Source organism: Candidatus Neomarinimicrobiota bacterium, assembly GCA_012964825.1.
Classification (GTDB): domain Bacteria; phylum Fidelibacterota; class Marinisomatia; order Marinisomatales; family S15-B10; genus UBA2125.
On the sequence record DTTI01000082.1, the window covers coordinates 1 to 23,161 of the forward strand.

The window sequence follows — 23,161 nt, forward strand, 5'->3', positions numbered from 1 at the left end:
ATCTTTTGTGAACACCCTTATTTCCCGTGAGTTGTCCGTTATAGTTTTCACAGGTATGAAATGGCACATGGATATCCGACACGTAGTGCCCTAAAGCGGCGGCTGTGAGGCGCGCCTTAATCCACTCCCCATCACGAAATTGTCTCACCAGTCGGTAATAATATTCTTCGATTCTCCATGGCGCCGTGCCCCAGCTATCCAGTTTTTTTTCTCCGTATTTATTAACAACATCCTCCCACTTCCGGGGAATCTTTTTAAACGGATGGTCATCAAACAGATCAGCATCGATGAAGTGGCCGGGAGATTCGTTGGGATGATTTTCTTTATCTATCTTCCACAGATCAGGATCCACCGCATGTTCTGAAATATAATTTATGTGGCCGCTGAAAAATTCACCCAAGGGAAAATTAAGAAGGTTAACAGCTTCCCTGTTAATGAGCCTGTGTGCTGTATAGCCCCACCCGTAGGCCCACTGGTGGGTCATTATATATAGAAAGAGGAGAAGAAGCCTCAGTTTCAACGTTAACCGCAGGCCCAGTTCGGCACCCTAGTCTAACTGACCTTTTTCTTGTGTCTGTTCTGGCGAAGACGCTTCTTACGCTTGTGCGTGGAAATCTTTCGCTTTTTCCGTTTTTTCCCACAGGGCATAGACTATTACTCCGTTAAAGCTTTGTTTACATTTTTCCGAAGCAAACCGGACGGTTTAAACGTCGGGACGTATCGCTCGGGGAGATAAACCGTTTCTCCCGTCCCCGGATTTCGCGCTTTGCGGGGATCCCGCTTTTTGACTCCAAAAGTACCGAAACCACGCAATTCAACGCGCCTGCCATTTTCCAATGCTGAGGTAATGGTATTCATGATACCGTTCATAACTGTTTCTGTCTCCACTTTGGTCAATCCTGTGGCACTGGAGACCCTATCTACAATATCTGCTTTGGTCACTGTCTTACCTTCAATCTTATTCATTTCATCTCCTCTGGCTCATCCCTGCCTCACATAAATCACAATTTTCTGTCCAGGTATAATAAAGTCATTGTCTTTGATACTGTTCCACTGACGAAGCTTGGACATCCCCACACGGTACCGATCAGCGATATGACTGAGAGTGTCACCTGTTCTCACTGTATATATCTCTTTAACATATTTGCTAGCACTGGTCACCTGATTCCCCTCTCTCACTGGTACTTTCAGTTTCTGGCCCGGCAATATATAGGTGCCGTACCTCAGGCCATTCAGTTGACGGATCCGCCTTGCCGATGAACCGTATCTCATGGCAATATGACCAAGAGTATCGCCTTTACGTACTACATAGGCTACAGTATTAGGCGGTGTACCAGCTACCAGTACCGGTCCAGAGGAAGCTCCGGAAACGGGGATCGTCAGTTTCTGCCCGATGCGGAGGCGGTGATAATTCTTTATTTTATTAAATGATGCAATTTGGTTTATGGAAACACCATATTTCTTTGCGATCCAGCTGAGGTTGTTTCCACGCTGAACGACATGAACCATGTATTGAGGAGCAAACCGCTGTTCATCGTTTAAAGAGGTAAAAGCGGCAAGAAATGTTTCCCGTTTCCCGGCCGGAATTTTCAGAACATAAGATTCGTCCGGTGGGGTCGCATGTTGGCGCAGTTCCGGATTGTATTCCCGGAGCTCATTGAGCTTAATACCAGCACATTTGGCAAGAACGGCAAGATCGGCACTTCTCTCAACTGTTACCTGATCATAATTGAAAGGTGAGCCAGTAGGTTCTTCGAATCCATACTCTAATGGATCTGTAGCAATAATGGCAGTTGCCAGTACTGTAGGAACATGATTTTTTGTCTCCTTGGGAAGAGAGTTTAGACTCCAAAAATCTCTCGTCTGATGAAGGCGAATGGCGCGATTGATCCTACCAGCACCTGCATTGTAGGCCGCCAGTGCTAGATACCAGTCATCAAATTCAATGTAGAGGTCTTTTAAATATTTGGCTGCTGCATCGGTGGCGCGAATGGGATCCCGGCGCTCATCCACCCACCACGTCCGCTCAAGACCATAAAGCTTGGCCGTGGAACTGATAAACTGCCACATTCCCGCAGCATGAGCACGGGAATAAGCCCTGGGATTTAATCCACTCTCCACCATTGCATGGTATATCAACTCTTCAGGAAGTTCGTTTTTATCAAGGATTTCTTTGATGACTGATTCATAAACCGGGTAACGCGCTAACCACCTTTCGAAACTCTGTCGTCCGTCTGTCTGGAAAAAGCTAATAGCACGCTCAACACGACTGTTCATCACCAGGGGCATATGGCCTTCTCGGTCATCAATCACCTTAAAAGATGCACCGTTTATTTCAATCTCTATCGGGTCAAGATAGCGGGATAGTTCCTCTTTCAGGCTGGCGGTGGCAATGGAAGCACTAGTCTCGTCAATAGTGATGAAGTTATTCTGGTAAGTGTGTATGAGTGTTTCTTCGAAACGGCTGAACTCCTCTTGATCATCTTCAGACATATCACCAAGTTGTTCCGCTTCCATTAACAACTCCACGATCTTATCGAGCACATAGAGCACTTCCAGAGAGTCACCATGATGATCTGCAATGATCGCTTCCGAAAAAAGACTTTTGGCATCCGACAGTATGAGAGGAAACCGGTTCTCGTTTCCGTTTACATTAACAAAATCTTCATTATCAATATGGGAACCGTTCTCCGACTTGGCACTTCCCTGTTGAGCAAAAAGCACAGTAGTGAGAAGCAGAATGGAGAGAAGTATAATATGCTCCTCTAACTTAAGGTATTGTTTAAGATACATCATTTCCTGGGTAAACCAGCGGGGAACTTAGGCGTTTAACCGAGGAGCAGTCAAGTTCTTTCAGCACTTTACTTGCCCACCCGCTCCTTAATGATTTGGGTTGTACAGACACCATCTAAAAGGGGCACTCTCACAACTTCGCCACCTCTCGAAAGGACAATGTCCGCACCTACAATTTCTTCGCTACTGTAATCTTCACCTTTCACCAGTACATCCGGCTTGATGTTTTCAATGAGCTTCAGTGGTGTATCTTCACTGAAAATTGTTACAACATCAACCGCCTCAACTTTTAGAAGAGCTTCAGCTCTTTCCGCCTGCAGTTGAACAGGCCGCCCCTCTCCTTTAAGGCGGCGTACAGAATCGTCGCTGTTTAATCCAACAATAAGAAGATCCCCTTCGCGCGTCGCTGCTTCCAGAAGGGCAACGTGTCCTTTGTGCAAAAGATCAAAACATCCATTAGTAAAGACAACAATTTCACCGGCGTGATGGGCCTCAGTGGCCCGCCTTGCAGTCTCTTCACGGTTAAGCTGTGTCATCTCAGCGGCAAAGTTCCGCAGAAGCCCAGGTGATACACGTCCGCTCCTCACTGGCGGAAAAAAGTGGTGTTCTCATTACAGATTGATACATCACGCTGCCACGGCTTCCTACGATGGTGTCACCCTCTCACTGGCCCAGTCACGCTTCATGGCCACCACACACTCCCTCACAGTTTCGGCAAACTCGCCTTTCGGACGTTCTTTCCATTGGACAACCGGAATCGGGTCTCCCACCCGGAGTTCCACCTCGCCAGATCGCAGGGCAAGAGACCGCTTTTCCAGAACATCTCTAGTACCACAAACAGCTAGCGGTACCACGTCCATCCCCAAGTCAATGGCTATGGCAAGCCCCCCTTTTTTGAACTGATGTATTTCACCATCCTCACTCCTAGTCCCTTCAGGGAAAATGATCACAGAACGAGGATTGAAGTCCAACGATGCTTTCGCTTTTTCCAGCGATTTCCTCGCTTTCGTCCTGTTATTGCGGTCAATAATAATGTGCCTGGCCGCCACCATGGCCCAGCCGAAAATAGGTATTTTTATCAACTCCCTTTTGGCGATGGAAACAATATGAAACGGCAAGCCACCAAAAATCAGTGGAATATCAAACGCACTTTCGTGGTTTGATGCAAAAATATAGTGACTGTTTCGATCCAGCCTGTCGAGGCCCACCACCTTGTACTTAACACCGCTGGATGCCAGCAGAATTTTACAATAGACCCTTGTAATCCATCCAGTAAAATGTCCCCTAAAGTCAGCGAGACCCGAAATAATGACAACTGTACCGAGGAAAACTGTCCAGAAAAAAGAGTTTGCCAGGAAAAAGACTCGCCGGAACACCATTTTCTTATTTCAGGACTGAATCCCCAAAATAAGATTGAAGAGATTCGGGGATTGTAACCGTCCCTTCATCGGTTTGATAGGTTTCCAACAGTGCAATCATCAATCTTGGTGTGGCCACGCCGGAGCCATTCAAAGTGTGAACATGTCGTACTTTTCCATCCTTGTCCCGAAAACGGATCTCCGCCCTCCGCGCCTGGAAAGACACAAAATTGCTACAACTGGAGACTTCCAGCCACCGTTTTTCACCCGGGGCCCACACTTCAAGATCGTAACACTTTGCCGCCGCGAAACTAAGATCACCAGTACACAGCGAAACGACACGATAGTGAAGACCCAGTGCCTGAAGTACAGATTCCGCATCAGCCGTCAATGATTCCAATTCATCATAAGATCTGTCAGGATTGACAAATTTCACCATCTCCACTTTGTTGAACTGGTGAACCCGTAGCAGCCCCCGAGTCTCCTTGCCGTATGAACCAGCCTCCCGTCGGAAACAGGGTGAATAGGCCACATAACGGATGGGTAGGTCAGAGCTGTCAAGAATCTCCTCCCGGTGAATATTGGTAATAGGAACTTCTGCAGTTGGGATAAGGTACAGACCATTATTCTCCACACGATACATATCTTCTTCCAGTTTCGGCAGCTGCCCCGTGGCCTCCGTAGCAGATTCCAGCGCCATGAAGGGTGTCATCACCTCACTGTAACCGCGCCCGAGTTGATGTTCCAGCATAAAGTTGATGAGAGCCCGCTCCAGACGTGCTCCAGATTTAGTGTATAAGGGAAATCCTGAACCGGAAATTTTTGCGGCTCTTGTGAAATCAAACAATTCCAGTGACTCGGCCAGATCGGTGTGATTCAGAGGTATAAAGTCGAATGACGGTTCCTCACCCCAGGTTCGTACCAACTCATTGGCGGACTCATCATCACCTACAGGTACGGATTCGTGAGGAACGTTAGGCACCCACCTCAGTAGCTTGTCAAGCTGCTCTTGCAATGATGCCAGCTCAAAGTCTCCCTCTTGAATCTTTGAAGAAAGTTCCCGCATCTCACTGATGAGACCGTCTGCATCGTTTCCCTCCCGCTTCAGCCGGGCGATTTTTTCACTGACCCTGTTCCTCTCCGCCTTCTTCTCTTCCACTTCCTGAATCAGCTCTCGCGATTTGTTGTCAAGCTCCAGGAGTTTCTCCATCTGTATGGATTCCCCCTTCGCAGCAGCGGCTCGACTGATGCGTTCTGGATCTTCTCTGATCTCTTTCAGTGAAATCATATTAATTAAATTTTACCAGCTCTTTTCTCGACGGGAAATTACGACCCGCTCTCCGAAATTTCCATCGGTTCCCGGCAGTATCACTGGCCGGCGGTGGTGAGCTGTGATTGGCTATGCCGCCCTTTCCAGCGGATCTTCACGAATGACCCTAAAGCACCCAAAACCGCCACATAGAGACCGTGCCAAACTTCATTCAGCAAAAAGACGGACACATCGAAAGGTCTCTCAATTTTGGAAAGATAAGTAGTGATGAGAAGACCATCCGCAATCATTTTAATAAACCACGGCAGAAGCCAATGGGATGAAAAATCGATGAGGAAAATAATCTGTCCCGCCATGACTGCAACATTGGCAACATAGATGAGAGCCAAAGCAAGCCTGAACCGTCGATCCACAAAGTCGAGCCTGTAGTAAGCCTTTCCTTTGGAGGCAAACCGCAACCGCTGTTGGATGAACGCCATGAACCCATCTGGCGATGGACTCTCCACCTCTGAACCTGCTGAAAAGCACGGCAAAACAGTCCAACCATTCTTGGTAATGAGATGCATCATTAGGTCATCATCACCAGAAATAAACGCCCGAAATTTTTCGTAACCGCCGGCCTCATCAAACGCACGTCGCCGGACAGCCAAATTTCGACCGCTAGCAGTGAGAGGGAACTGTCGGCACGCTCCCGCCGCCATCAATGCGTCCAGCCCCACTGAATCAACTCTTACGATCCTCTCCCACAAAGAATCCCCTCGCCCCAAAGGGCTTGACCCCAGCACCATACCCACACTCTCCCGGGAAAAAGGGGTTAACATTTCCCGAACCCAGTTTGGGCCCATAGTACAGTCCGCATCTGTCATGAGAAGTATTTCACCTTTCGACGCCTTTGCCCCCAGATGCAGCGCCCACTTTTTTGGCGCCACACCCGGTGGCATCTCCACCGCTGTCACTAGGCGGAGCCGTTCATCTCTCGCCGCAAAATTTCTCACAACTTCTGCCGTGTCGTCATTGGAGTGATCATCAACGATGATGAATTCCAATCTCTCCCCGGAATATTCTTGTGCCAGCAGACTTTCCAGCAGTTTCCCAATAACGACCTCTTCATTTCTGGCCGCCACCACCACGGAGGCCGTGGGAAGGTTACTACTTTTCGGTTGTTCATTAGATAATCCAGCTCGAAGCCAGACCAAAAAGAAAAAATAGAGGGCAGCGGTTGTGGTGAAGAGAAAGATCACAGACCAATAACGATCTGCAGAGTGGCATCCACTTTTTGTATGTCCGATCGGGTGGCTGAATCGGTGGCCAAGTACTGACTCCAGTTGCTGCTGAAAAAATCAAACCTGACCCTCGCCCAACTGTTGAAGGACCACTCTCCCCTGATACCAAACAGTGTCCGCTGTTCGGCCTCACCTTCATAGGTCCGGTATAAGAAAGAAACTTTCTCATGCCGGTATTGACTGTTCAGGCTCTCTTCGTCCACTTCACCCCGCCGGGAGAGTGTTGTATAAGCCTGAACCCAAACCTGATCCTTAGGTCGCCCTTCCAGAGATAAAAATAGACCTTCACCGTTGGGTCCAATCCAGTGGCCCAGAGGGGCGCCGAAGTGCTCAAATGTATTCACCTCACTGCGGTGAACGTAGACGTATGGAGTGAGGTGAGTCCATTCCATTCGCAGTAGAGGCTTCCACGGGAGAAACTGGTCGAGATTCACCGTAAGGCCTGTCTGGAGAGCCGCCCAGTTCCTGCTTGAATCTCTGTTAAACGTGTCCACAAGGTCCCACTCATCGAGATAGAGAGTCCCGTAGAATCTCCCTAAATGCCTCTTAATCACTTCCCAGTCTAGCACAATTTGCAGGTTGTCTGAATTGCTAAGATCGGCCTGAGCCGTCCAGTATGGAACGAAGGGGAGCGCGTAGGCTGTCTCCAAACCGCGGCCGCCGTAAATCACAGATTCGCCAAAACCGATCCTCATATTTTCGAATGGAGTAAAGTCAAGACGATGAACGGCAATTTGTTTCTTAATGAGGGGGAGTCCGCCTCCTTTTGGATAGTAGCTGGAATATGTGGAATCGAGAATAGTGGAATTCAGTGAGCCGTGCAAAAAGGCGAATGACCATCGCTCGGATAGTTGATGACGGAAGCTTAAGAATGTAAAGCTAGAAGTTTTATCCGAAAACCACAACTGCCCCGAGTAACCCGATGACCAGATGGGCGCACTCTTGGCAAAAGTCACATCTCCTCCGGGATAATTGATAATGACCCCACCATCTCCCAGGCGGTACTCAATCCATGAATTGTCTGAGCTGGGCAAATCGCTATATCCCACAGCCTGGTCCCAACTAAAGTCTGAGTGCAGAAGGGGTCGCCCCGCCGATACCCGGACATCAAACTCCTCAGATGCCACTACAGAATGTTTCTCTAATCTAGACCACCCCGTAATGCTGAAACTCCTGTCAGAAGAAAGGTTGTAACGCCCCGATGCGGTGACAGTGGGCGCCACATCTATATAGAGACCTTCCGGCTGAAGATGCCCACCATCTAGGTATGCTCTCGCCGACAGCTCAGGGTAAATCTTGAAACGGTCATTCCGAAGACGCTTATCCCCAAGTGAAGTGGTCATGAGATCATTGCCTCCACGGCTGGCATTGCGCCATTCATGTCGGTACCGGAGAGATAAGTAGCTGTCAGTTCTCCCACGGAGAATACTATTTCTTTCAACATCATAGACATGTGCCTGGGAAGAAATCATCAGCACCTGACTGTAGAGAAGTGGGAACGACACAGCCGATGAAGAAATCACTATTCTGACGAAACGGACCACCGCCTCGACGGAGACATACCTGTCTAGTGGGACTCTACTCATTGAATAAAAACTATAACCGCTTCCAGCGTATTTCAAACAGAGATTTGGACTGCCCGGATGGGCTCTTAATGGCCCTTGCCCGAGATCATGACAAGGACCGTGCGCAACATGATTAGGAGATCGAGAGAGAAACTCGTGTTCTCGATATAGAAGAAATCGTACTTCAGCTTCTGCCGCACATCCGCAAGAGAAGAATCGTAGGAGTGCTTGATTTGAGCCCACCCTGTAATCCCGGTGCGGATCCGGTGGCGGCGGTAATAATAAGGGAACTCCTCCATCAGTTTCTGCACAAAATAGGGCCGCTCGGGCCGAGGGCCCACCACGCTCATATCCCCAATAAGTACATTAATGAACTGAGGAACTTCATCCAATCGGAATCGTCTGAGGAACTGGCCAACATTGGTTATGCGTGGGTCCTCCTGTTTCGCCCAGATGGGCCCGGTCATAGTCTCTGCTTCCTGCACCATGGACCGGAATTTGTTGATCATAAATACGTTTCCGTTCTGGCCCACTCTCTCCTGCCTGTAAAGTACAGGTCCTCTCGATTCTATCTTGATCGCCAGGGAAACAATTAACCAAACGGGAAACAGCGGCACAATTACAAATAGAGAAACAGCTAAATCAGTGAGCCGCTTGACAAACCGTTGCTGGATTGTGAGAATCTCCGGATTGATGTTCACCAAAGGCAATCCGTACAACTCCTCTGTTTTTGCCAGTCCGCTGATCACTTCGTACATGTCTGGGATGATCCTGAGGGACACAGGGGCGCCGTTGGATCTGGTCAAAATATCAAGCAACTTGCTGTGATCCGGTTTTTCCAGTGCGATGACAACCTCATTCACATGATGGTCTTCAATGATTGGACGAATTTCATTCAGGGATCCAAGTACAGGAAGATCAGTTGGTCCATTGGGTTTACTAGCATCGTTTCCACCAGGCTTTACGAAACCGATAAGATTGTGACCAGTAGACTCAGCAGCGAGATGCTCCGCAATATCGTGTGCTCTAGAGTCTATGCCTATTATTATTGTATTCTTCTTTCCGTACCCTCTCGCCATTAACGCTTTCTGAATCACTCTTATAACCATTCTTCCGATACACAGACAGGCCACTAAATAGAACCAGTAGGTAAGAATACGTGCGCTTTCAACCGCCAGGATCCCTGGAAATATTTCATTAAAAAGTATAACTACGACGACTGATGTGAGTGTAATCCTGAGAAGAGATTGAATCTCACGGAAACGAGAAATGGTGGGGTCCGCACGATACCTACCGTTTGCATAGAAAAACCCTGTCCATACAAACTGAGTCACCAAGAAAATAGCCCAGATTTCATTGGAGGTAAAAAATTGCGCCTCCAGGGTCTTGGACACTGTGCGGGAAAAAGCGAAAAGCCCCGACAGGAAATCTGTGGTTAGGAGAACAGCTACCACTACCCAGTATTTATAGTTCCTTCTGAAATTGATGGATGGCATTAAGATTTCAGCCTTTTGAAGGAAATGTATGGTCTGGATATAAAAAACCGAATGCGCTGGATCACATTCGGATAAATTTCTCGGAGAGCTGTCATCGGCTAAAGGTTGACTGAGTCAAATTGAACTAATCTATTTTTATGTTCTAAACCTTTAGCAGTCTAATTCGATGATTTTCTCCTTCTATTTGCCTCAATTTAGTGGGACATAAGTTACTCGTCAAGAATTTTCCCAGATGGATTCAAACGGGTAAAATATGCCGGTTCAGCCACCAATTCTAGCTTGTGTGGGTATAAAAGAGAAGTGCAGTCAATGATGTATTCAGTCTCGGACACTTTCTCCACAACGGGATTGGCCTTATCGTAACGCCATGTATAATAGGCGTAGGGTGTAGTCAACCGCAGATCGAAAGTCTCAAGAGCGTAGTCAACCATTTCCTGGAACTGCCTCAAATCGCTCTCTTCCCACCCTGCGGGGTGAACTTGGAGAATAATGACATCATCATCCGAGTTTCGGCGGAGTTCTTCACGAAACTGATCAAAGGGACGCAGCACACCCGTTGAAGATTCAGCAATCCATCTGATCTTGATCACGTAGGGAAGGTTCAGAGAATCGTCGTTGTGAAACCACACCTTTAACTGAGGATTGGCCAAGAAGGCGGCCGATGTAAATGAATCGAACCGGTTGCCCGGCGGTCCGAAAGTCCGGAGTTCCAACCCAAGTTTTGCTTCCGTCCACCTGATGGACTCTTTTAAATGAGTCGTCTGATACGCCAGGGAGTGGCCAGCAAACTCAGCTACATTGTTTCCGACTTCATGATCCCAACCGTGAAGCCAAAGTTCGTTCTGCCATCGGTTAAGATTCCTTAGATACTTCAGATCTGCGGCTGGGGCACCAGCAAGTGAATTACAGATTAGTCCCAGGCTTAGAGCGTAAGAGTGACTATCGGCCCAACGAATGAAGGAACGCCAGTTCGGCGAAATCCTTGCCAGCAAATCATCTGCCTTGATAATGAGAGGCTTTTGATACATGGGCTCCATAGGCGACACAGCAAGATTCGATATACCTTCAAATAATTGACCTGAAGCCAACGAGTCCACAGGATTGTCGAACTCCACCCGGTACTGGAAACCAGGCTCGATAATGCGGCCAGGATTAGAGTTGACCGATCTGGTGGGGTCGTCACAAGAAGTAGTGAGAAAACAGACCAAGCCAAACCCGACAAGAAGCGAGAGATTCGGCCGGCATTTCATCTTTTCTGGAAAAAGGCTTTTATCAGATCACATACATGCTGGATCTGACCTTCGGTCAGTTCGGGATACATGGGAAGTGAAAGTATTCTGTTTTGATAATTAGATGCAACTGGCAATTTTTTGGAGGTGTAGCCCAGTTCTTTAAAAGGAGGTAAGAAAGGCAGGGCCACAGGATAGTAAATCCCCGTGCTTATCCCATTTTCCGACAAATATTCACGCAATAGGTCCCGTCGGTCTGTCCGGATGGTGTAAACATGGAAAATATGTTTCACATCCGGATGAATCCCCGGCGTCTCAATATCGCCTACGCTTGAAAGAGTTTCATTATAGACCTTTGCATTGTTTAATCGGTCATCATTCCATTGGTCAATATATTTAAGTTTCACAGAGAGTATCACCGCCTGAATACCATCCAGTCTGCTGTTGATACCGCCGATTTTGTGATCGTGTTTTCCCAGAGCACCATGATTGGCAATACGGCGTATGGTTTCAGCCAGCTTATCGTCATTGGTAACCACGGCACCACCATCTCCGTAGGCACCCAGGTTCTTCCCAGGATAAAAACTGAATGTGGCCGCATCCCCGAAGTTGCCTACCATCTGGCCTTTATATTCGGCAAAGTGTGCCTGTGCCGAATCCTCAATAAGTTTTATCCCGTGATTGCTACAGATTTTCATGAGGAGAGCCATATCGGCCGGTTGACCGTAGAGATGTACAGGTAGAATAGCCTTTGTCTTTGAAGTAATTCTTTCTTCGATTTTCGAAACATCGATGTTGTAGGTGTCAGGATGTATGTCCACAAATACCGGGGTGGCCCCTGTTTGCTGAATGGTCTCGGCGGTAGATATCCAGCTGAAAGCTGTGGTAATCACTTCATCACCCTGACCAATCTCCAGCGCCCTCAGGGAGATATAAATGGCGTCGGTTCCATTGGCAACACCAATACAGTGGTTTACCCCGTTCTTTTTCGCAAATGAATCCTCAAACGTTTTGACATAATGACCCTTAACAAAAGCAGTCTCTTCAATAACGCTCTGGATGGCATCATCAACTTCCCGTTTAATTGTGGTGTATTGGACCTTTAAATCTGCGAGAGGGATATCCATCAGGTGTTCAACTCCGAAATTTCATTAATTACAACAGCAGGATTACCCGCAACCACCGTACCAGGAGCCACATCTTTTGTTACCACAGCACCTGCACCTACCAGAGCATTTTCACCAATTCTTACCCCCGGAAGGATGGTGGCATTGGCACCAATTTTGGCGCCTTCACCGATAGTAGGCCCTTCCAAATTCTCTTTAGCCCGGGGTGACTGTGGGTACCGCGCATTGGTGAGCACAGCATTGGGACCGATCCAGCACCCTTTTTTCAATATTGAAAATTCCGGGATGAAAGCCTGAGAATGAATGCGAACATCGTCTTCAATGGTAACGTGATGTTCAACAATAGAGTGGCTACCAATACTGACTGAATCACCTATGATGTTATCTTCCCGGATAAGAACGTGGTGGCCTGTCTGGCAGTTGGTTCCCACAACATTGCCCATGTAGATAACTGTATGAGATCGAATCAGTGTCCTGTCGCCAATAACCGTTTCCCGATCACCCGGCTTCTTTCCTGCCGATGGTTTACCAATGATGACGTAATCTTCGACTGTAACATTTTCACCCAGCTGAACACCAGGATATTTGGTCATATGTGTCAAAAAATCCTCTGGTCAGATGCTAAAAGTTACATCACCCTTTTTTGCTGATTTGAGTTAATAATTTGCAGCATGAATTGCAGCTTCATTAGTTATAACCGTTACCCTTTTTTATCAACCTCTGAATCCAGGATGTGATTAGTCCCAGACCAAAACCAAAATGCAATGTGATAAAAGCAAAAGGTAAAACAGGCAGATATTTTAGGCCGCTGTTTAGACTGATCCTGAGGCTGGTAAAAAGGACCAAACCGGCGTAAAGGATCACTATTCCCTGAAAGAGCGACCACATCATGGGGATGAAGAAACCCAAGAGTCCTGTTACAGCAAGCGTTACAATGAAGATGGGAGGGATCTGGTATCGCAACCGGAATGCGCTTACCTCTTTAGAAATGACCTTTGTTTTCCAAAATCCGTAATCGAAGTACTGCTTGAACAACTTGGGTATTGAACTTCTAACCACGTAATAGCCGTGGACCTGAGGAGCCAATAGAATTCTTCCGCCCGTCCTCACAATCCGGTGGTTAAGCTCAAAATCCTGGTTCCTCACCAACTCTTCATCAAAGTAGCCTATTCTGTAAAATATTTCCCTTCTGTAAGCACCATACTGAACTGTATCCACCAGGCGCTGGACTTTCGAGTAGCGATAAAAGGCGTTCCCCACGCCTATGGGCGAACTCATGGCGAGAGCAATGGCTTCACCCTGATAGGTATCTCCCACAGGGGCGATGGATCCACCCACACAGTCAACGGCCATGGTGTCAAGAAAATGAAGATTTTTCGAGACAAAATCTTTGTCCACATAGCTGTGGGCACCAAGAATAATGATTACATCGCCGGTGGCAGCTTTTACACCCATGTTGAGAGAGACCGGCGTAATGCGGCGGGGATTATCCAGCAATTTAAGTCGGGGAAATGTGGGCATCATGCTCTCAACAATCTGTTTTGAACCGTCCTCAGATTCTCCGTTAACCACAACCACCTCAAGGTGGCCGCCGTCCCACTCCTGCGCCAAGAGAGAGTCGAGGCATTTGCCTATATATTTCTCTTCATTACGCATGGGGATGACGAAAGATACGGTTGTTTCACTCATAATACATGTATAGGGAAAAGGCTATTCCGGCGGGATAATGTTCATCTTTTGGACTAAATATGGAGACCGGCCCAAATTTACCTTTTCAAACTTCAGGCACAACAGAATGAATTACACCCTCACTTGTTCCCAAAACACGGTCATATAGTCTAAGGAGTGTCTTCTCCTCGCTTTTCCAGTCGAACTGGCGAACTTTGGCTCTTCCCTCCTCTCTGAGTTGATGACAAAGAGAGTCATCGTTAAGCAAAAGTCTGAGACATTTTGTCAAACCGTCCACATCCCCGGGTTCGAAACCGATACCGCCTGACTCTCCGCCAAAAAGTTCCTCTGTAAGCTGCAGACGACTGTAAACATAAGGAAGGCCCCAATTCATGTAATCTAGGATTTTTGTTGGTATGGAACGCTCATAATTTTTCGTACGACGAAGCGGCACTACCGCAAGGTGGCAATCCAGGGCAAATTTTTTCAGCTTTCCAAAATCAACATAGCCAACAAACTCTACCGATGTGGGATCCGACAGTTGACTCGTCAACTTTTCCAACCCTGTTTTGTCATCGGCCGGACCACTACCGATGATGGTTGCCCCTATTTCAGGGTCTTCCCTCTGGAGTATGGCCACAGCATCCAGCAGATCGCCGATGCCGCGGGCCACCGTTACCGAACCGGCATATAATATCCTCTTACTCTGATTCCGGAGATGCAACGGTGAGTTATCAACCCGTACATAGTTCCGGACAGCAACGGTTTTATCATTTATCGGGAAATTGTGGAAGTAAGAATCTTCCGCCAAGATTACGCCGTTGAATACCCAATGTCCAAAAAGCTCAAATGCGTGGACCAGACCGCCCAAGACTCTCCTTAACAGCTGTGGTATCCACTCCCGGATTTGTGCTGCAGCCCGGGTGTTTTCATGAACATCATAGATGATTTTGATTCTAAACAGTTTCACCACGAAGCCTACCCACAGCAGTTCTGGATCGTGGAAATGAAAGATGGAGTACCCGCCACTTAGGCCTTCTCCGAGGATTTTACACCCATTGAAAAAACGTCGCAACAATGATGTTGGACGTGGAAGTGTCAAGATTCTGATTTCACCGGCATTAGAGATGCTCTCTGAGGCCACACCCATGACAGTCACATCATACTTGACAGCAAGAGAGCAGGCCTCTTTATGAAAAATCCGAACATCATTCCACCGGTGGAGTGACGAAGCGAGGAGAATCTTCGGTTTATCCGCTGGTTCACCGGAATTCACATCATCGTTATGAAGTTGGTTCACTTAACACCCACGGCGTTCCGGAGCGTTTTGACCCACGCTTCCCTGGAAAAAAAGAAGTGCAAAAAGGTGACAACGCCGAGGGAAAAAAGCGATGTCGCCACCGTAATGGTGCCGCTTGTCATTCTCGCCAGAACCATGAGCACGCCGGCAGTGACAGACAGAGTGACAACTGCGGAAGCAACAAATTGCAGCTCGAACACCTTCAAGTTAAATAGTTTCCGGGCTACGATAAAGCTCCCCATGCCACTGACGGTCTGTCCTATCAGAAACGCTACGGCCGCCGATATGAATGGATCGTTGTTCGTAACTATAGAAAGATAAAATGATCCTGCCATGGCAATCGCACCGGCACCATAGATGAGAGAATTATAGCCACGCTGAGCACCTGCATCAATAGGGCTCCTGAGAACGGCAGAAAGAACGAAAAACGGAACAGAGATTAGTAAAACGGTGGCAGCACCGGCGGCTCGATCAGTCACCTCTCCAAGCCAGATGATAAGAATTTCACTACTTAATTGACTTAATACAAAGCCTGTAAGCATTCCGTAATAGAAGGTGGCCCGAACAAGGAGAGAAAGATTAGACCTGAGGCGGTCATCAATACCCCCACTAACAGCATGAGAAATTCTAGGCAGCAGAATGATGCCCAGAGGACCCACCAAAACGAGGAAAACACGCACCAGACTTATACCGGCGTTGAGGAATGCCTGATCAGTTAAACTAAGGTAAGAAAGTGACAGAAGGGGAACACCTGCCAGAAGAAAGAATTGGAAAATGAAACCGGGAATACGAACCACTCCAAAAATGAGCATTTCACCGGAGTTGTCTTTCGTGATCTTTTTTGGATTTACTCCCCCATTCCTGACTAAAAAAGCACTAAATGAAAGGATGATCATGGGGAAACCGATCATGATAAAAAGTTGGCCAATTGATTGCGCTGCCACAACCGCCACCAGCGAGACCACCGTCCCGGCCGTGAACTGGAGCAGGTTCGCGCCAATCATGTTCAAGTGGCCCCTGTAGAGAGCATAGGCAAGGGTGAGTGCACAGAAACCTACACCATAGACCATGTAAGGAACCGCCCGGTCACATACAATGAAACCTTCGGTAATCACTAAAGTCAATAAAACAATGAGCGGTAGGGTCCCCAGCAGAAAGACAGAAAACGCTGCATCACCATAACCCCTACCCTCATTTCTCGCCAGAAAGGTTGGAAGAGCCACATTCATACCAAGAAGAAGAACGCCCAGCAAAGCCGTAACGATTCTCCTCACAAGAAGGTATTCACCCAGTGCATCCAGACCCAACGTACGGGCAAGATATCCGCTAACGATAAATATGCCTACAACGGTACCGATCCCGTTCAATCCGGTAACAAGAAAATCAGCCTTGAGGCTCAGCCTTTTTTCAAGCAGAGACGGACTCATGGAATCTTCGGTCGAGATGTATTGAGGAGAGGGCAATAGCAAGGAACATGAGCAAGATACGATTATCATTGATATCGCCGGAGAACTGAGCTGAAAAAAAGATGACCAGCGTGGCAGCCACCCAGACAGAGGAGTGCTCCGACAGCATGCCTGCTTTTCGCACCTTCAGAAGATAATGCACAGCAACAGCAATCATCATGACCAGCAGAATGAACCCCACAAAACCCTGTTCGATCAGAACTTCAAAGAAAATATTGTGAGGGTACCACCTAAAGTCACGCCAAACAAAAAAAGAGCTAAATCCACCGGCACCCATGCCAAAAAGAAAGTTGGATGGACTGCTGAGCCATTCCTTTAGTGATATACTCCAGAAATTCAGTCGTGTGGCGATGGTGCTAACCCGCTCCACACCTCCTGCTGTAACAATAACATCTCCCTGAGTGATCTGCATAAACCGCGTTGTCAAACTTTCGGGCAAGACAAACAGCAGTCCAAACACAATCATAATTGAAATGCCACCTACAAGAACCAAGCGTGACCTGTAAACAGACGATTCGAACATGAGCATAAATAGAATGATCCCGGCAAAAAAGCTGGCCAACGGTCCACGGGACCCAGTGGAAACAATGGCCAATAAAATCAAGGCCAAAAAAACTAGGGCGGTCAGTCGTTTCCAACCTTCCCGGCGGATACCAATCACCGTCACCATGGCGGCGATGACAGCCAGGCTGCGACTTACAGCAATGGGATTAGCTCCCAGCAGTGATGCCCGCACAAGATAGGTGAACAAACCGCCAGATGTTGCAATGAGCAAGAGGTTAATGAGCATGGCAACGAGAATCGTAGCTGAAAGAAATTTGAAATAGTTAAGCATCCTGATAGAATCTGATATATTCCTTAGGAAGACGAATGGTGCTACAAACATGGATGATGCGAAAATCAGAAACCGTCCGATTTTTAGCCACCCGGAAACAGGTGATGGTGTATAGAATCCGGAAAAAAACACCATACCACAAAAGAGAGCAAACAGAATGAGAATATCTCTGGTCCACTCAGGTAATCCCCATTTGCCTGTGAATGCAATTTTGGCAAGACCGGTCCAAAGAATAATTATCAACAAGAGAGTAAGATCCAGAGTCTCAAAAATGGGAAATTGCTCCTGCATGAACCCTTTAATAATGCTTGTAAAACCAATCATAAGGAGAGTGAATTCAGGGCGCTGAATCAACCAAACAGTTGCCAGAACAAGAATGGGAATCAGAAAAAACATCGCTGGGTGGAATGCGATGCCCAGATAAAATGTGATAATCTGAATTAAGATGAGCCCAAGAAGACCCAATGTGAAAGGAGCGGTTCTAAACGGAACCAAGCCTTTTTCTCAGATCACGGGTGTGATATTCAACAAGAACATATCCGGAAGAGAATATGGCAGCCATAAAAACTGCTCCAAGAACAATGAATATTCTTTTAGGCTTTTCTTTATTCAAGGGAACCTTTGGTTCATCAATGACTTGGAGAGTAGGAATGTTTTTGCTCTCCTCCATCCTCGCCTGCTCATATTGGGGAACCAGAATCTCTAGCAATTTACTCTGAACCTCCACTTCCCGTATAAATCTGGCACTCTGCATGGCTAAAGCTGGAAAGTCTGATAAAGTAATCCAGATGGGAGCTGAGCCATCATTAAATCCCACGCTACCTAGTCTCTCGTCAACATCCTGAAGCATTACTCCAAGTTCAGAATCAAGCTGTTCAGCCAATGTTTCCAATTGACGATTTTGTTCTTTTAAAAGAATTGTAAGCTGTCTGATGGTTGGATTATTCTGTGAGAGCGTAGATTTAGCCACATTGAGTTGGATTTCTGTTCCAGCTCTTTGAGCGTAAAGTTCAGTGTAAGCCTGCAGTTCTTGAGAATAAACACCGCCATGAGCAGCTACTTTCTGCGAGTATAGTTGACCATAGGCCTCTAGTTGAGCAGTGACCTGAGCGAGAATATCAACAACACCAGTTTGCTGCTGGAATAGTTTTAACTCTTCCTCAGCCTTCATTATATCTATCTTAGTTTGCTTGAGGCGCTCCTCGATGAATTGGCGGTTGTATTTACCCTGTTCCCGGCTCAACCGCCGATTGATGAGATCCAGTTGGCTCAGCATCGCCTGAACCATTTGCTGAGAAACTTCAGGTTCCCTATCCATAAGTGTGATAGCAAGGGCACCTTCATCTGTGACACGAAGTTCAGTGTTCCCTTCCAGTTCTTTCATTGCGTACTCTACGTCTCTGGAACCGTATCGTTCAATAAGATTGAATTTCTCTACCATCTGCTCTTTCATACTGCGGCTATCAAGGATGGAGATAAAACTGGTGATATCCTCATTTACAGGCGAAAAACCGAATTCATTGAGAGGAAGGTCCGCAAATGCCGAAATGAGGCTAAATCTGCCCGCGCCCGATGAAAGAATCACTGCCTGAGAGGCATACCATTTGGGAAGGAAAAGCGAAATAATTACTGAAGCCAAACCAACCCAGATAACATTTTTTGTAATGAATTTCCTTCTTTTCCAAAGAAGCAAAATGTTCTCATATTCATCAGTCTGAGTAGCTGATCCGTTGGAAGGTCCATCCTTGGTCACAAGCCCGAAACGGCGCAGTTCACCAATTCGATTGCGTAGTGTCTTTTCCGTCATGCCGTTTTGCACCGCAATATTGCCGCGTACATCGCGATCGGTTAGTATCTCAGGATACTGTTGGATCAAATCGTATACCTTTCGTTCGTGTTTTGTGAGATTAAGCATCAATCCGGGGTGGTTCGATCAATAGCCATCCAGGCAAGGATAAGACTGGCCAAACTGGTGAGTGACTGAATGGCACCCATATTTTTAAAAAGTTTACTCTTAGCAGCTTCTGGTACATCTATTATATCGCCGGGCTTCACAATTTCATCAAGAGCACGTCGCAGTTGTGAGCCATCGGCCCGAATGATCCTGCATCCGGACTCATTACCGATATCAAGGATACCTCCAGCCATAGCGATGTAATCCCGAGCGCTATAACCAGGAATATGCGTCAACCGCCGTGGTGACCGGACAAACCCGGTAACAATGACCTCATTATTGTTGTATTCTGTGAAGACTCTGGCCTGGGTCGCCATTTCGTCATTGAAGGGAACATAAATCCGGTCTCCTTCTCTAACCACCGGATTACTTTGAAGATTACCCTCCATCAAAAAAGTTTTCAGATCGATGGAAGTACGTTCTCCATCTCGAATCAGATAAACAAGATCACTGTGGGCGTACTTGTGGACACCTTTAGCGTAGCGCAGGCAGTCGAACAGTCTGGTGACAGGCGTTACAGTGATAAACCCGGGCTGGTTGACAGCACCGTAAGCGAGAATCCGGAATGTCCGCACGCGGATGAGATTCACAGCCACCAGAGCTTCTTCATAAATTTGGTCTTTTGCCCGTCGCGAAACTTCATCTTGCAAATCCGCCAGGGTCATCCCCAGAACATTGAGTGAGCCAAAACGTGGAATGATGAGATTCCCGGTGGGGTCCACTAAAATGTAATTGTCGATGTTTTCTAGGGCCCATTCGCCCGTGATGGGCTCTTCGAACACACCGCCACTGATATTGATTCTTAGACGGTCACCGGGACCCAAAAAATAGTTTTCTGGATCAATGGGTTGCTCCAGAGCAATGGGAACTGTATCGTATTCTCGGTAGAGAATGGGCGTCTGCGGTTCCGTGCCCGTGGGTGGTAGAAGCATCTGTTGATTGGCCTGCCCAAACAGACAACCGATCTGTACCAGAAGTGTTAAAGAGTACTTATTCACTTTCATAGGCCACGTTGTAGTGAGTTTTGTAATATTCTCTGAACTCTCCGGATTTGATGGGTACCCACCACGCCTCATTGGACTGGTACCACTGGATGGTTTCAGCCAACGCCTCATCAAAGCTGTGCTTCGGCATCCAACCAAGCTGATTAAGTTTTGAACAGTCTAGAGAGTATCGCAAATCGTGTCCTTTCCGATCTTCCACAAATTTGATAAGATCGGTGGATTTACCCAGCAGTTCCAGTATCTGATGAGTGATATGGATATTCTGAAGTTCGTTGCCCCCACCTACATTGTAGACTTCTCCCAATTCGCCGTTTTCAATGATAAAATGAATGGCAGAACAGTGATCTGACACATAGAGCCAGTCACGAACGTTTTTCCCATCACCGTAGACAGGCAAATGTCTATCCTCGAGAGCGTTGGTAACAAAGAGTGAGATAAGTTTCTCAGGGTACTGGAACGGACCATAATTGTTGCTGGCGCGAGTGATAATAACAGGAAGATTGTAGGTGACGTAATACGAATAGGCAAGCCGGTCTCCTCCTGCCTTGCTAGCCGAATAGGGACTGCTGGGCAGCAAGGGATCACCCTCGCTGAAACTCCCCTCTGCAATGCTTCCGTAAACCTCATCGGTGCTGATCTGAAGAAAGAGATCAACACCGAATTCCTTCGAAGCTTCAAGCAAGGTAAAGACACCAAATACATCTGTTTTGATAAAATCATCCGGGGAACCGATGGAACGGTCTACGTGGGTCTCCGCAGCAAAGTTGATGAGCACCTGAGGCGAATGTTTCCGAAAGATATCCCAAACTACATTTCTATCACAGATATCACCATGAATAAAAGTGTACCTGTCATCCAGTTCAATATCGCTCAGATTCGCCGGATTCCCGGCGTAGGTGAGCTTGTCCAGGTTTAAGACGTGGCAATCGGGATCATTCTGAAGCATATAGCGGACGAAATTGCTCCCGATAAAGCCTGAGCCGCCGGTAACCAGGTATATTTTCATGCAATTGACTCCCAGTCAAAACCAATGACTGGATCGTTGTACGGCATCCTCTCCTCATCGGGGTTACCCGGATCGTAACTTTCGGTAGTGTGGTAAAAAAGGAGCACCGGCTCTTCACTCACCACTTTGTATCCGTGGGCGACACCAACGGGGATTACGATCAACTTATAGTCACCTTCTCCCGCCGTAACTGTTTCAGTGGTGCCGCATGTTGGGGACTCTTGCCTTAAATCGTGAAGAACAATGTGCGCTTTCCCGGACGCCACAAACCACAAGTCGTCCTGCTTTTTGTGCCAGTGAAAAGCTTTGATGGTATCCTTGTAAGCCACTGTAAAAGTGCACTGACCAAACTTGCGAAGAAGGTCGTCGTCATCTCTCAGCACTTCCATGAGAAAACCTGGCTTAGCGACGTTCTCGTCCGTATCAGGAATGTCCTGATGGACCGCCAACTCCTTAACAACTACACCTTCAATCTTCATCCGTTGTAGGGACGCCCCACCCCTTCAAATGCAAATCCATTCTCCGCAAGCTGTTCACGGCTCAGCAAATTCTTTGCATCAACAATCACTTTTTTCTTCATCAATTCACCAATATGTGCCAAATCCAGGCCCCTGAATTCGTTCCAGTCCGTCATCACCAAAGCTGCTGAAGCTCCCTTTACAGCCGATTCAACAGAATCGGCATAATCCAAGTCCGGATACAACAGTTTCATGTTACTCATGGCGGCCGGATCATACACAGCCACTTCAGCTTCCCTGGATAGAAGATAGTCTACCATCGCAACAGCCCGCGATTCCCGGATATCGTCCGTATTCGCCTTAAACGCGAGCCCCATAACAGCCACTCTTTTACCTTTCAATGAGCCACCGGCCAGCCGCTCCAACTTCTTGATAATAACATCAATCTGGGCTTCATTGGCATCGGCGGCTGCCTTCACAACTTTAAGTTCCACACCTTTTATCTCAGCTGAATGAATGAGCGCCCTCGTATCTTTCGGGAAACAGGAACCACCAAAACCAGGACCGGGATGGAGAAACTTGGGGCTGATTCGTCCATCCAGACCCATGGCTCTCGCCACTACATGAATATCAGCACCGGTAGCATCACAAAGATTAGCCAATTCATTGATGTAGGAAACCTTCACAGCCAAAAAAGCATTTGATGCATATTTTATTGTCTCAGCTGTTGGAATATCTGTAAAAACAAATGGCGTTTCATTTAAGAATAGCGGTCGATATATCTCACGCATGAGTTCGACAGCCTGTTCTGAATCTGTACCGATGATAACACGGTTAGGGAGAAGAAAATCGCGTACGGCGGAACCCTCTCTGAGAAATTCTGGATTCGACACAACGTCAAATGTGGAGTTTTGCGGCGCATGTTCAGAAATGATCGAATTAATTATCTCTCTTGTCCCGATAGGAACTGTGCTCTTGGTAGCAATGAGGGTATAGGAATTGATGTTCTCACCAATTGTTTTGGAAACATCCTTTACCGCGGAAAGATCCGCACTGCCGTCACCATCCATAGGGGTCCAGACAGCAATGAATATGACATCGGCCTGTGAAATGGCCCCGCTCACATCTGTACTGAAACAGAGACGGTCCGCAGCCATATTTCTCCCTACAATTTCTTTGAGCCCGGGCTCAAAGAATGGAATGTGCCCGGAAGAGAGTAAGTTAATTCGCTCATCGTTCACATCGACACAGGTAACATAATTACCGAAGTCTGCCAATCCTGATCCGCTTACCAGCCCAACGTAGCCCGTGCCAATCACTGTAATCTTTTTCATTGCAGGTATCCGCTA

At 47.3% G+C, this 23,161-nt stretch carries 21 protein-coding genes; all 21 read right to left on the bottom strand.

What is annotated here, in order from left to right:
* On the bottom strand, nt 1-520 hold a 520-nt coding region (locus EYO21_08815; GenBank protein HIB03903.1), incomplete at its 3' end, for a S1/P1 Nuclease.
* Nucleotides 521-654: 134 nt separating this feature from the next.
* Nucleotides 655-942 (bottom strand): integration host factor subunit beta, encoded by a 288-nt coding sequence (locus EYO21_08820; GenBank protein ID HIB03904.1) that lies wholly within the window; start codon nt 940-942, stop codon nt 655-657.
* Nucleotides 943-981: 39 nt separating this feature from the next.
* Nucleotides 982-2,796 carry a LysM peptidoglycan-binding domain-containing protein gene (locus EYO21_08825; GenBank protein HIB03905.1) on the bottom strand — a complete coding sequence of 605 codons (1,815 nt, stop codon included), beginning with the start codon at nt 2,794-2,796 and terminating at the stop codon, nt 982-984.
* Between the two features lie 65 nt (nt 2,797-2,861).
* Nucleotides 2,862-3,329: a D-glycero-beta-D-manno-heptose 1-phosphate adenylyltransferase gene (gene rfaE2, locus EYO21_08830; GenBank protein ID HIB03906.1), complete on the bottom strand. Its 468-nt coding sequence runs from the start codon at nt 3,327-3,329 to the stop codon at nt 2,862-2,864.
* Nucleotides 3,330-3,437: 108 nt separating this feature from the next.
* The gene (locus tag EYO21_08835; protein HIB03907.1) at nt 3,438-4,172 is read right to left on the bottom strand and encodes a 1-acyl-sn-glycerol-3-phosphate acyltransferase; all 735 of its coding nucleotides are present in this window, start codon (nt 4,170-4,172) and stop codon (nt 3,438-3,440) included.
* Nucleotides 4,173-4,176: 4 nt separating this feature from the next.
* Nucleotides 4,177-5,439 carry a serine--tRNA ligase gene (gene serS, locus EYO21_08840; protein HIB03908.1) on the bottom strand — a complete coding sequence of 421 codons (1,263 nt, stop codon included), beginning with the start codon at nt 5,437-5,439 and terminating at the stop codon, nt 4,177-4,179.
* Between the two features lie 80 nt (nt 5,440-5,519).
* Nucleotides 5,520-6,746, bottom strand: a complete 1,227-nt coding sequence (locus tag EYO21_08845; protein HIB03909.1) for a glycosyltransferase — start codon at nt 6,744-6,746, stop codon at nt 5,520-5,522.
* Nucleotides 6,659-8,290 carry a hypothetical protein gene (locus tag EYO21_08850; protein HIB03910.1) on the bottom strand — a complete coding sequence of 544 codons (1,632 nt, stop codon included), beginning with the start codon at nt 8,288-8,290 and terminating at the stop codon, nt 6,659-6,661. Before EYO21_08850 ends, EYO21_08845 begins: the two co-directional genes overlap by 88 nt.
* Nucleotides 8,291-8,355: 65 nt before the next feature.
* Entirely contained in the window at nt 8,356-9,765 is a 1,410-nt protein-coding gene (locus tag EYO21_08855) for a sugar transferase (protein HIB03911.1), read from the bottom strand.
* 209 nt (nt 9,766-9,974) lie between these two features.
* Nucleotides 9,975-11,015: a hypothetical protein gene (locus tag EYO21_08860; protein HIB03912.1), complete on the bottom strand. Its 1,041-nt coding sequence runs from the start codon at nt 11,013-11,015 to the stop codon at nt 9,975-9,977.
* The gene (locus tag EYO21_08865; protein HIB03913.1) at nt 11,012-12,121 is read right to left on the bottom strand and encodes a DegT/DnrJ/EryC1/StrS family aminotransferase; all 1,110 of its coding nucleotides are present in this window, start codon (nt 12,119-12,121) and stop codon (nt 11,012-11,014) included. The genes EYO21_08860 and EYO21_08865 overlap by 4 nt, the downstream gene beginning before the upstream one ends.
* Nucleotides 12,121-12,714: an N-acetyltransferase gene (locus EYO21_08870; protein HIB03914.1), complete on the bottom strand. Its 594-nt coding sequence runs from the start codon at nt 12,712-12,714 to the stop codon at nt 12,121-12,123. Before EYO21_08870 ends, EYO21_08865 begins: the two co-directional genes overlap by 1 nt.
* Before the next feature lie 94 nt (nt 12,715-12,808).
* Nucleotides 12,809-13,810: a glycosyltransferase family 2 protein gene (locus EYO21_08875; protein HIB03915.1), complete on the bottom strand. Its 1,002-nt coding sequence runs from the start codon at nt 13,808-13,810 to the stop codon at nt 12,809-12,811.
* Nucleotides 13,811-13,895: 85 nt separating this feature from the next.
* Nucleotides 13,896-15,089 carry a glycosyltransferase family 1 protein gene (locus EYO21_08880; GenBank protein HIB03916.1) on the bottom strand — a complete coding sequence of 398 codons (1,194 nt, stop codon included), beginning with the start codon at nt 15,087-15,089 and terminating at the stop codon, nt 13,896-13,898.
* Nucleotides 15,086-16,516, bottom strand: a complete 1,431-nt coding sequence (locus EYO21_08885; GenBank protein HIB03917.1) for a hypothetical protein — start codon at nt 16,514-16,516, stop codon at nt 15,086-15,088. Before EYO21_08885 ends, EYO21_08880 begins: the two co-directional genes overlap by 4 nt.
* Nucleotides 16,497-17,885 carry an O-antigen ligase domain-containing protein gene (locus tag EYO21_08890; protein HIB03918.1) on the bottom strand — a complete coding sequence of 463 codons (1,389 nt, stop codon included), beginning with the start codon at nt 17,883-17,885 and terminating at the stop codon, nt 16,497-16,499. Before EYO21_08890 ends, EYO21_08885 begins: the two co-directional genes overlap by 20 nt.
* Complete coding sequence (locus tag EYO21_08895) at nt 17,872-19,305, bottom strand: hypothetical protein (protein ID HIB03919.1); 1,434 nt, start codon at nt 19,303-19,305, stop codon at nt 17,872-17,874. The genes EYO21_08890 and EYO21_08895 overlap by 14 nt, the downstream gene beginning before the upstream one ends.
* Nucleotides 19,305-20,459 carry a hypothetical protein gene (locus EYO21_08900; GenBank protein HIB03920.1) on the bottom strand — a complete coding sequence of 385 codons (1,155 nt, stop codon included), beginning with the start codon at nt 20,457-20,459 and terminating at the stop codon, nt 19,305-19,307. The genes EYO21_08895 and EYO21_08900 overlap by 1 nt, the downstream gene beginning before the upstream one ends.
* On the bottom strand, nt 20,335-21,354 hold the full coding sequence (gene rfbB / locus EYO21_08905; GenBank protein HIB03921.1) for a dTDP-glucose 4,6-dehydratase: 1,020 nt from the start codon (nt 21,352-21,354) through the stop codon (nt 20,335-20,337). The genes EYO21_08900 and rfbB overlap by 125 nt, the downstream gene beginning before the upstream one ends.
* On the bottom strand, nt 21,351-21,833 hold the full coding sequence (locus EYO21_08910; protein HIB03922.1) for a spore coat protein: 483 nt from the start codon (nt 21,831-21,833) through the stop codon (nt 21,351-21,353). The genes rfbB and EYO21_08910 overlap by 4 nt, the downstream gene beginning before the upstream one ends.
* Nucleotides 21,830-23,146 carry a UDP-glucose/GDP-mannose dehydrogenase family protein gene (locus tag EYO21_08915; GenBank protein HIB03923.1) on the bottom strand — a complete coding sequence of 439 codons (1,317 nt, stop codon included), beginning with the start codon at nt 23,144-23,146 and terminating at the stop codon, nt 21,830-21,832. Before EYO21_08915 ends, EYO21_08910 begins: the two co-directional genes overlap by 4 nt.
* Between the last annotated feature and the right edge of the window lie 15 nt (nt 23,147-23,161).